The sequence below is a fragment of the Pseudomonas meliae genome, assembly GCF_001400515.1.
GTDB lineage: Bacteria > Pseudomonadota > Gammaproteobacteria > Pseudomonadales > Pseudomonadaceae > Aquipseudomonas > Aquipseudomonas amygdali.
Genome location: NZ_LJQT01000119.1, coordinates 1 through 10,716, shown reverse-complemented (window position 1 = coordinate 10,716; position 10,716 = coordinate 1). Strand labels below are relative to the sequence as shown.

The 10,716-nt window shown below is 60.1% G+C and carries 7 protein-coding genes and 2 pseudogenes; 5 read left to right on the top strand and 4 right to left on the bottom strand.

Annotated elements, in window-relative coordinates; genetic code table 11:
* Window positions 1-158 precede the first annotated feature (158 nt).
* The 3 genes and pseudogenes from ALO64_RS05400 to ALO64_RS05390 all read right to left on the bottom strand — a co-directional run bounded on the left by ALO64_RS05400 (window position 159) and on the right by ALO64_RS05390 (window position 3,863).
* A pseudogene (locus tag ALO64_RS05400) lies at window positions 159-567 on the bottom strand (META domain-containing protein).
* A complete protein-coding gene (locus ALO64_RS05395; protein WP_002554619.1) occupies window positions 564-1,001 on the bottom strand; it encodes a hypothetical protein in 438 nt (145 codons plus the stop codon). Before ALO64_RS05395 ends, ALO64_RS05400 begins: the two are co-directional and overlap by 4 nt.
* 109 nt (window positions 1,002-1,110) lie before the next feature.
* Window positions 1,111-3,863: pseudogene (locus tag ALO64_RS05390) on the bottom strand (response regulator).
* A gap of 251 nt (window positions 3,864-4,114) precedes the next feature.
* On the opposite strand from ALO64_RS05390, the gene cysM reads away from it, so the two are divergent.
* The 5 genes from cysM (at window position 4,115) to ALO64_RS05365 (ending at window position 10,203) form a co-directional block, all read left to right on the top strand.
* Window positions 4,115-5,017, top strand: coding sequence for a cysteine synthase CysM (gene cysM, locus ALO64_RS05385; protein WP_002554618.1), 903 nt, complete (start codon window positions 4,115-4,117; stop codon window positions 5,015-5,017).
* Complete coding sequence (gene rlmD, locus ALO64_RS05380) at window positions 5,017-6,372, top strand: 23S rRNA (uracil(1939)-C(5))-methyltransferase RlmD (protein WP_044343366.1); 1,356 nt, start codon at window positions 5,017-5,019, stop codon at window positions 6,370-6,372. Before cysM ends, rlmD begins: the two co-directional genes overlap by 1 nt.
* Window positions 6,373-6,528: 156 nt before the next feature.
* Window positions 6,529-8,772, top strand: coding sequence for a GTP diphosphokinase (gene relA, locus ALO64_RS05375; RefSeq protein ID WP_004657204.1), 2,244 nt, complete (start codon window positions 6,529-6,531; stop codon window positions 8,770-8,772).
* Between the two features lie 27 nt (window positions 8,773-8,799).
* Entirely contained in the window at window positions 8,800-9,633 is an 834-nt protein-coding gene (gene mazG / locus ALO64_RS05370; RefSeq protein ID WP_044343365.1) for a nucleoside triphosphate pyrophosphohydrolase, read from the top strand.
* Between the two features lie 30 nt (window positions 9,634-9,663).
* Complete coding sequence (locus ALO64_RS05365; protein WP_005755227.1) at window positions 9,664-10,203, top strand: DUF2058 domain-containing protein; 540 nt, start codon at window positions 9,664-9,666, stop codon at window positions 10,201-10,203.
* A gap of 83 nt (window positions 10,204-10,286) precedes the next feature.
* On the opposite strand, the gene ALO64_RS05360 is transcribed toward ALO64_RS05365, so the two are convergent.
* Complete coding sequence (locus tag ALO64_RS05360) at window positions 10,287-10,466, bottom strand: hypothetical protein (protein WP_002554613.1); 180 nt, start codon at window positions 10,464-10,466, stop codon at window positions 10,287-10,289.
* Between the last annotated feature and the right edge of the window lie 250 nt (window positions 10,467-10,716).

Genomic DNA, 10,716 nt, shown 5'->3' with positions numbered 1-10,716 from the left:
CATGCGACGCGGAGCGCCGCACGATAGTGAAATGCGCGGGCAGTCGGCTGTTATCCAGGCGTTGCGCGGGGCGTCGCAGGATAGTGATCGTTCCCTACGCTCCAGCGTGGGAATGCAGTTCTAGACGCTCTGCGTCGCAAGTTACGCGGAGCTTCGGATCAGCTATCTTCCAGCCAGAAGCGCAGTGGCTTGCCTTGGGCTGGCCACAGGCGCAGTTGCTCGATGGGCGAGATGTCCCAGCGTTGCACGCTGCTGATGGCTTTGATGAAGCGTTGTTCCTGCTCCATCAGCGCGGGGGCGCACATCTTGCGGGTTTTTTCCCACCGGACCGAAACTGATGCTGTGATCGTTCAGCGTATAGGGCGCAAACCAGTGGTTGCAGCCCGCATTGCCATACGCACGGCCATCGGCACCCAGCGTCATGGTCAAGCGACTGTTATCGATCAGCGGACGTTCGCCTATCCACTCCATCACGTAGCTGTGGTCCTGACGGATCGGCAGCGGGTCAGCGGTACAACCGGCCAGCAGCGCGCCGCCGATCAGGCTCAGGAGCGCAAACTGTTTCATGCCGCTTTCTCCTGGCACTTCTTGCAGAGGTGCTTCTCGCCTTCGGTTTTCCAGCCCAGCTCCGCGATGCGCGCGATGGCGGCAGGTTTCTGCGCCTTGACGCCCAGCTTGCTCTCTACCATGAACTCGAAGTTCAGTTCGGCGGCGCAGCTGTCGCAATTCACTTTCCACTGATGAATCGCCAGCTCGTCGAACACCGGACCTTTGGCCACTGCAATCCATTGGCCCGGCGGGTTGATCAGGTGCCGGACTTTCTCGACGGTCAGGCGCATGTGCAGGCTTTTGCTGCCTTTGATCGTCACCAGCAACTGGTCGTTGTCGTGAATCGAGCCGCCGTTACCGGTGACCTGATAGCGACCGGGCGCCAAAGTGCGGCATTCGGTCAAGGTGTGCTGCGGGTTGAGCATGCTGTAGCGAAAATCGTGTTCGACCATGGGTCCTCCAAAATTGCGCGCATCCTATCATGCTCCACGCCTTCAGGATCGGACGCCGGGCACCCGCACCGGCATTGCTGCGCTGGAGTGTGAGGAGCGAGCGGTGCTATCACGCGGTCACCCGCGCCTCGGATTCCAGGCGAATGATGGCTTTGTCCAAATCGTCCAGAGCTTCTTCGGTGTGCGCGGCGTTCTGCTTGAGCAGGGTTTCAGCGCGTTGACAGGCGGTGCGCAGTTGCGGGACGCCGCAGTAGCGCGTTGCGCCGTGCAGACGGTGAATGCGTTCGATCAGCGCTTGTATATCCTGGTTGGCCCGCGCCACACGGATGGCCTCGCGGTCGGCGGCCAGCGAGGCCAGCAGCATGGCCAGCATGTCGGCGGCGAGATCCGCCTTGCCCGCAGCCAGGCGCAGCCCTTCTTCATGATCGAGCACCAGTGGCCCGACGTGCCCTTCAGGTGCTTCGTTCTGGCGTTCTGGCGCAGGGTTGCGCAGTGCCAGCCCCGTCCACTTGAGGACCACCTGTGCCAGCTGCCGCTCGCTGATCGGTTTGGTCAGGTAGTCATCCATGCCACTTTGCAGCAGCGAGCGTTTTTCATTGGCCATCGCGTGGGCGGTAAGTGCCACGATCGGCAGTGAGCTCTGGTTGCGTTCAGCTTCCCAGGCACGAATCGCCTCGGTGGCCTGACGCCCGTCCATACCGGGCATCTGCACGTCCATCAACACCAGATCGAACGCTTCCTGCTGCACCGCATTGACCGCTGCATAGCCGCCCTCGACGGCCACGACTTCTGCGCCCATGTCTTCGAGCAGGGTCTGCACCAGCAGCAGGTTGGCCGGGTTGTCATCCACGCACAGCACCCGCGGCGCGCGGCTCGACAACGGCGGACCAATGTCGGCGCGGATCGCCCGCGGCGCGATCAGTTCGGACAGCGCTTTTTGCAGTTTGCGGGTACAGGCGGGCTTGGCCTGCAATTGCGTATAGACATCGTGGACCGCCAACTGGAACAGCGCGTGCTCGGTGGTCGGACATAGCACCATGACCTTGCAGTTGAGGTTTTCCAGATCCCAGATGTGCTGGCGCAACCGTTCCGGGGAAATTTCCAGCGCGGTCACGCCGAGCACCGCCAGATCGATGGCCGACGGGGTCTCGTGCGCCGCCGTCACCCCGTTGAGCAGGTTTTCCAGGTTGTTGAACACGGTGGTTTGCAGACCGCAGTCTTCCAGCTGATGCTCCAGCGCCTGCCGCGCCAGGTCATGGTGTTCAAGCACTGCTGCGCGTAGCCCTCCCAGCGGGATATTGAACGATTCTTCCTTGTCTTCGCGGGCCTTGGGCAGTTTCAGGCTGATCCAGAATTCCGAACCTTCGCCCGGCGTGCTGTCGACACCGATTTCGCCGCCCATCTGTTCGATCAGGCGCTTGGAAATCACCAGACCCAGACCCGTGCCGCCCGGCTGGCGGGAGAGCGAGTTGTCGGCCTGGCTGAACGCCTGGAACAGCGCCCGCACATCCTGACTGGACAGGCCGATGCCGGTGTCCTGCACGCTGATGCGCAATTGCGCGTGCTCTTCGGTTTCGTCTTCAAGCATGGCACGGGCGACGATGGTGCCTTCGCGGGTGAATTTGATCGCGTTGCTGACCAGGTTGGTCAGAATCTGCCGCAGGCGCAACGGGTCGCCGGACAGCGCCAGTGGTGTATCGCGGTACACCAGACTGACCAGTTCCAGCTGTTTGGCATGCGCCGCCGGGGCGAGGATGGTCAAGGTGTCCTGCAGCAGATCACGCAGGTTGAACGGGATGTTGTCGAGCACCAGCTTGCCAGCCTCGATCTTCGAAAGTCGAGAATCTCGTTGATGATGCTCAACAGGTTGTCGGCCGACTTCTCGATGGTGCCCAGGTAGTCGAACTGACGCGGCGTCAGCTCGCTTTTTTGCAGCAAATGGGTGAAGCCCAGAATGCCATTGAGCGGCGTGCGGATTTCGTGGCTCATGTTGGCCAGGAATTCGGACTTGATCCGGCTTGCTTCAAGGGCTTCCTTGCGCGCCAGGTCCAGCTCGATGTTCTGGATTTCGATGGTTTCCAGATTCTGGCGTACATCCTCGGTCGCTTGATCGATGCTCAGTTGCAGCTCTTCCTGCGCGTTCTGCAAGGTCGCCGCCATGCGATTGATGCCTGACGCCAGTTCGTCCAGCTCCCGACTGCCCAGCGGCGGCAGGCGGGTTTCGAGATTGCCGTCCTTGAGCTGCGACACTGCCTGTTTGATCTGGCTCATCGGCCCGTTGATGGTGCGGCTCATGCGTACTGCAAGAGTCGCGGTGCAGGCCAGCCCGGTCAGGATCAGCAGCAGGCTGGCAAACAGGCTTCGATAGCCGCGCAACAGCGTGCCGTTATGGGATATTTCAAGTTCGACCCAGCCCAGCAGGGTGTCGGCTTCGGCCGGAATGATCGGGCTGGTCAGGTGGCGTTGATTGCCGAATACCGGGAGCAAATAACGCGTGGCGTCGGTGCCGGTCGAATTGAGCAACTGCGAGCCGCTGCCAATCGGCGAAGGGCTGATCATGGTCGGTCCGGCGTGGGCCAGTGGTGTGCGATCGACGTCGAGAAACGACACGGCGCGCACGTCGGTCTGCTCCAGGGTCTGGGTCGCGATGCGGCTTAGCAGGACCTTGTCCTTGCGCCCCAATGCGTTGGCGGCCAATGGTGCCAGATCCTGGGCGATCATTTCGCCGCGTTGCAGCAACTGGCTTTGCAGTTCGCTCAACTGCATCCAGGTGAAATAACCACCAAGCATTGCGGCCATCAGGCTGGCAGGCAAAATAGTCAGTAGCAGCACACGGCCTTTTATACCCAGCTTGGTCAGCACGCTCGTTCTCCAGCAACACGTATCAGTCCGTCGATATCAGGCATCGGCTGCCTGGCTGTATCGGCACAAGGGGTTGAGTTTAGCCATTTACCGCCAGCATGGGCCACCTAACTCTCTGTGCAGAGCTAGGCCGCAGTGGAAAAAACAGTGTTTATTCTTTTTGGGAATAAGCAGCGCACTTTGCGTGATATGGGCTTTGGCCGTTTGCCGTTATGATAGGCACCCCCCGCAGTCTGGATTGCGAAGACGCCATGACCCTGCAGTATCAAACCATTGCCGATTGCGTCGGCAACACTCCGCTGGTGCGTCTGCAGCGCATGGCGGGTAATACCAGCAATACCCTCCTGTTGAAGCTTGAAGGTAATAACCCCGCTGGCTCGGTAAAAGACCGTCCGGCCCTGTCGATGATCACCCGTGCCGAGTTGCGCGGCCAGATCCATCCGGGTGACACGCTGATCGAAGCCACTTCCGGCAATACCGGGATCGCACTGGCCATGGCCGCAGCGATAAAGGGTTACCGGATGATTCTGATCATGCCGGACAACTCCAGTGCCGAACGCAAGGCCGCAATGACCGCCTACGGTGCCGAGCTGATTTCGGTCAGTAAGGACGAGGGCATGGAAGGTGCCCGTGATCTGGCCGAGCGCATGCAGGCCGAAGGCCGCGGCAAGGTGCTCGATCAATTCGCCAATGGCGACAATCCCGAGGCGCATTACACGTCCACCGGTCCGGAAATCTGGCGGCAGACGGGCGGTACCGTGACCCATTTCGTCAGCTCGATGGGCACCACCGGCACCATCATGGGCACCTCACGCTACCTCAAGGAGCAAAATCCCGAGGTGCAGATCGTCGGTCTGCAACCGATGGAGGGCGCTTCGATCCCCGGTATTCGCCGCTGGCCGCATGAATACCTGCCGAAAATCTATCAGTCGGACCGTGTCGACCGCATCATCGACATGGGCCAGACCGAGGCCGAAGACACCATGCGCCGACTGGCGCGCGAAGAAGGCATCTTCTGTGGTGTGTCGTCCGGCGGCTCGGTCGCTGGGGCACTGCGCATTTCCCGTGAAGTAGAAAATGCCGTGATTGTGGCGATCATCTGTGACCGAGGCGACCGCTACCTGTCGACCGGCATCTACGATTCGCCCAACTGATGGCCAAACATGAACGAGGTCTGCGCTTTCAGCCCACGGGCGGCGTCAAGACCGTGCAGATTCCTGCCGGTAAAAAACAGCGGCTGACTATCGAGCGCCTGTCCGATGACGGTCGCGGTATCGCTTTTCTCGACGGCAAGACCTGGTTTGTCGCTGGCAGTCTGGCGGGCGAGGAGGTCGAGGCGCGGGTGCTCAATGCGCGCGGCAAGGTCGTCGAGGCGCGCACCGAGCGGGTCTTCAACGCCAGCACCATGCGTCGCGCTCCGGCTTGTGAGTATTTCGGTCGCTGCGGCGGCTGCAGTGTTCAGCATGTGCCCCACGAAGAACAGCTTGCCCTGAAACAGCGCATGCTCGCCGAGCAATTGTTGCGCGTGGCGAATGCTGTGCCGGATGAATGGGCGGCACCTTTGAGCGGTGCCGAGCTGGCCTATCGCCGACGCGCGCGGGTCGCGGTTCGCTGGGATGCCAAGGCCAAAAGGCTGGACGTGGGGTTCCGCGCAGCCGCCAGCCAGGACATCGTCAGCATCGAACACTGTCCGGTGCTGGTACAGGCCTTGCAACCCATCATGAATGAGTTGCCTGGCATGCTGAAAAACTTCAGCAAACCGCAGGCGCTGGGTCACGTCGAGCTGTTCAGTGGGGTTGCGACTGCCGTGTTGTTGCGCCACACCGCGCCGCTTGCCGAGGCCGACCTGGCGCTGTTGCAGGCGTTTTGCTCCAAGCACGGCGCGCAGCTGTGGCTGCATGGCGACGGCGAGCCCCAACCGGCCAGCCCCGGCGATACGCTGGGCTACCGGCTGGAGCCGTGGAACCTGCAACTGGCCTGGCGACCGGGAGATTTCATTCAGGTCAACGCGGCGGTTAACACCGCGATGATCGAGCAGGCTCTGCAATGGCTGGCGCCTGCCAAAGATGAACGGGTAATGGACCTGTTTTGCGGTCTGGGCAATTTTGCCTTGCCACTGGCGGGTCTGGCGAAGGAAGTGGTGGCGGTCGAAGGCGTTGCGACCATGGTCGAGCGTGCAGCCGTGAACGCAATGAGTAATGATCTGCACAATGTGCAGTTTTTTCAGGCGGATCTTTCCCAGCCGCTGACACACGCCGACTGGGCGGCGGAAGGGTTTTCTGCGGTACTCTTGGACCCACCGCGTGACGGGGCCTTTGAAGTGGTTCGCCAGATCAGAAAAACGGGTGCCCGGCGACTGCTTTATGTTTCATGCAACCCGGCAACTTTGGCTCGTGACACGGTCGAACTGATCAGTCAGGGCTACCGATTAAAACGTGCCGGAATCCTCGATATGTTTCCACAGACGGCGCATGTCGAGGCGATGGCTTTATTTGAAATGAGTAAGTGAGCAGCGTTCACTGGATCGAGGTCGCTGCTGACAGGGAACCTCATTTAATCCGACTGGCCCGCGAATGCCGGTCCTTGCTTGCCCGGCAAGTGGCATTCGCTCAGAAGGCTGGCGACTGATGGCGCTATTCATCGCGCCGTAGGGAAGGTAAGCAGCATGGTACAGGTGAGAGCGAACCAGCCGATAAACACAGACGGCAGTATCAATCTCGACGCGTGGCTCGATCATATTGTCAGCGTCGACCTGGTCCTGGACCGGGAAGTCATGAAACAGGCCTGTGAGTTTGCCCGGCAAGCCGAGCAGAACGACAAGGCCCACAAGAATCACTGGGCAGAGGGCACCTCCAGTTTCCAGACCGGTCTGGAAATCGCGGAGATCCTCGCTGACCTCAAGCTGGATCAGGACTCGTTGGTTGCGGCGGTCATTTACCGCGGCGTGCGTGAAGGTGTCATCCCTTTGCCGGAAGTCGAGCAGCGTTTCGGCGCGACGGTCGCCAAACTGATCGACGGCGTGCTGCGCATGGCCGCGATCAGCGCCAGTCTCAGCCCTCGTCAATCTCTGGTGCTAGGCAGTCAGGCGCAGGTCGAAAACCTGCGCAAGATGCTCGTGGCGATGGTCGACGACGTTCGCGTTGCGCTGATCAAGCTGGCCGAGCGCACTTGCGCGATTCGTGCGGTAAAGAACGCCGACGACGAGAAACGCAACCGTGTGGCCCGGGAAGTCTTCGACATCTACGCGCCGCTGGCCCATCGTCTGGGTATCGGGCATATCAAGTGGGAGCTGGAAGACCTTTCTTTCCGCTACCTGGAGCCTGATCAGTACAAGCAGATCGCCAAGCTGCTGCATGAGCGCCGGCTGGACCGCGAGCGCTTCATCAGCGATGTCATGTCCCAGCTCGACAACGAACTGCAAGCCACCGGCGTGACGGCTGACATCAGTGGCCGAGCCAAACATATCTATTCCATCTGGCGCAAAATGCAGCGCAAAGGCCTGGCATTCAGCCAGATCTATGACGTGCGCGCGTTGCGTGTACTGGTCCCGGAAATGCGCGATTGCTATACCGCGCTGGGCATTGTGCACACCTTGTGGCGGCATATTCCCAAAGAGTTCGACGATTACATCGCCAACCCCAAGGAAAATGGCTATCGCTCGCTGCACACAGCGGTCATCGGGCCGGAAGGCAAGGTCCTGGAAGTGCAGATACGCACCCACGCCATGCACGAAGAGGCCGAACTGGGCGTTTGCGCGCACTGGCGCTATAAAGGCACTGACGTCAAATCTGGCTCCAATCATTACGAAGAGAAAATTTCCTGGCTGCGTCAGGTACTTGAGTGGCATGAAGAGCTGGGTGACATTGGTGGCCTGGCAGATCAGCTGCGGGTTGATATCGAGCCTGACCGGGTCTACGTCTTCACCCCTGACGGCCACGCCATCGACCTGCCCAAGGGCGCAACACCGCTGGACTTTGCCTATCGGGTGCACACCGAAATCGGCCATAACTGCCGTGGTGCGAAGATCAACGGCCGCATCGTACCGCTCAACTACAGCCTGCAGACCGGCGAGCAGGTCGAGATCATCACCAGCAAGCACGGCACGCCGAGCCGTGACTGGCTGAACTCCAACCTCGGTTACATCACGACCTCGCGGGCGCGCGCCAAGATTGTTCACTGGTTCAAATTGCAGGCCCGCGACCAGAACGTTGCGGCCGGTAAAACCCTTATCGAACGCGAACTGGCGCGCCTGGCATTGCCGCAGGTCGACTTCGACAAGCTGGCGGACAAGGCCAACCACAAGACCGCCGACGACATGTTTGCCGCCTTGGGCGCGGGTGATCTGCGTCTGGCGCAACTGGTCAATCTGGCTCAGCAGCAGGTTGAACCTGATCGCGTCAATGAACAGCTGGAACTGATCCCGCGCAAAGCTACGGGCTACAAGCCTGGCAAGCGTGGCGATATTCAGATTCAGGGCGTTGGCAACCTGATGACACAGATGGCCGGTTGCTGCCAGCCGCTGCCGGGCGATGCGATTGTCGGTTACATCACCCAGGGCCGTGGCGTCAGCATTCACCGTCAGGATTGCGCTTCGGTGCTGCAACTGGGTGGCCGCGAGCCCGAGCGGATCATTCAGGTCAGCTGGGGGCCGGTGCCGGTGCTCACGTATCCGGTGGACATCATCATTCGCGCCTACGACCGTTCCGGCCTGCTGCGTGACGTCACCCAAGTGCTGCTCAACGAGCGTATCAACGTACTGGCGGTCAACACCCGCTCGAACAAGGAAGACAACACAGCGCTCATGTCGCTGACCATCGAGATTCCGGGCCTGGACGCACTGGGGCGGTTGTTGGGGCGCATTTCCCAGCTGCCGAACATTATCGAAACACGCAGGAACAGGACGCCATAAGCGTTGCCTGCGCTCACAGGGAGCCCCATGTATACAGTTCAAGACCTGCTGCACCTCATGGCCCGGCTGCGTGATCCGCAGTCTGGTTGCCCGTGGGACCTGAAGCAGACCTACGCCAGCATCGTGCCGCATACGCTGGAAGAAGCCTACGAAGTGGCCGATGCCATCGAGCAGGGCGACCTCGACCATCTGAAGGGCGAGCTGGGAGACCTGCTGTTTCAGGTGGTCTTCTATGCTCAGTTGGCCAAGGAAGAAGGCCGGTTTGAATTCGACGACGTCATCGACGGTATTACCCGCAAGTTGCTGCGTCGCCATCCGCACGTGTTTCCGACCGGCGAGTTGTACGCGCCGGCAGAAACGCCGTGCCTGACCGACGAGCAGGTTAACCAGCGCTGGGACGAGATCAAGGCCGAGGAACGTGCCGAAAAGTCTGGCACCCCCGAGCAGTTGTCGCTGCTCGACGACGTGCCGGTGGCCTTGCCTGCGTTGAGTCGTGCCGCCAAACTGCAGAAGCGTGCTTCGCAGGTCGGCTTCGACTGGCCTGCAGCGTTGCCGGTGGTCGACAAGGTGCGTGAAGAACTCGATGAAATTCTTGAAGCCATGGTCGACAATGACGCCGAAGGCATTGCCGAGGAAGTCGGCGATTTGCTGTTCAGTGTCGTCAACCTGGCCCGGCACCTTAAAGTCGACCCGGAAACTGCGCTACGCTCGGCTAATAGCAAGTTCGACAGACGCTTCCGATTCATTGAACAGGCATTGCGCCACATCCAGCGTCCTATCGAATCGTGCACGCTCGAAGAAATGGACGCATTGTGGGGTGAAGCCAAACGTCAGGAAAAGAGCACGCCCGGCTGCGGCTGAGTGTGCGGTAACGGTATAAGTGAGTAGACAATGAGCCTTTCCCTTCGCGATCAGTTGCTCAAGGCAGGTCTGGTCAACCAAAAGCAGGCCAAGCAGGTCGGCAAAGAAAAGCAGAAAGAGCAGCGTCTGGTGCACAAGGGTCAGGCCCAGGCCGACGACTCGCAAAAGCGCGCGGCTCAGGAAGCCATGGCCGAGAAGGCCAAGCGTGACCAGGAGCTGAACCGTCAGCAGCAGGAGAAGGTCGAGCAGAAGGCCCGTGCTGCTCAGGTCAAGCAACTGATCGAGGTGTCGCGTCTGCCCAAGCTGATTACCGAGGATTACTACAACTTCGTTGACGATAAGAAGGTCAAGCGGATCTCGGTCAACGCGCTGGTGCGCAACAAGCTCAGCAGCGGTTCGCTGGCCATCGTTCACCACGGTGGCGGTTACGAGATCATTCCGCGTGAGGCTGCGCTGAAGATCCAGGAGCGCGACCCGCGCCGTATCGTGTTGCTCAACACCCCGACCGAAGCGCCGGATGCCGACGATCCGTACGCTGCGTATCAGGTGCCTGACGACCTGATGTGGTAACGCGCTGACCGGTCAAAACAAAACCCGCATTCAGCGGGTTTTGTCGTTTATTGTTCTGGGTGGTTGCGGTTCAGGGAAGTCGCTTAGTGGTTGCCCTGGCTTTCCAGTGCTTCCAGCTCTTCCTTGTAGCGTAGAGCATCGGACTCTACGTGGAACATACCGACAAGTTGGTCCTGTTGATGCACGTCCCAGATCTGGATGCCGTCGGCAACGGCTTCGTGAGAGAGGTGGGCGTCGTCGCGTTCAGTAACTCTGACAGTCATAGTAGTAAGCTCCTGACTTTGATGGCCTGAATGGTTAGGCCTCTGGATACTGCGGCGATGTGTCGCAGGACTCTTTTATAGAATTTGTTAGCTGCCTAAGTAAATAGCCTGTTCAGGTTCCCGAGTGAGCAAAAAATGGTCGTTTGCCTACAGCCCTTGCATGGCGAGGCTTGCAGCTTGGTTGCGGCAAAGTGAAGGATTTTTCATGTGCCTTTAGCGGTGCAAAAAGATGACGCGGAGCGTCAAGAAC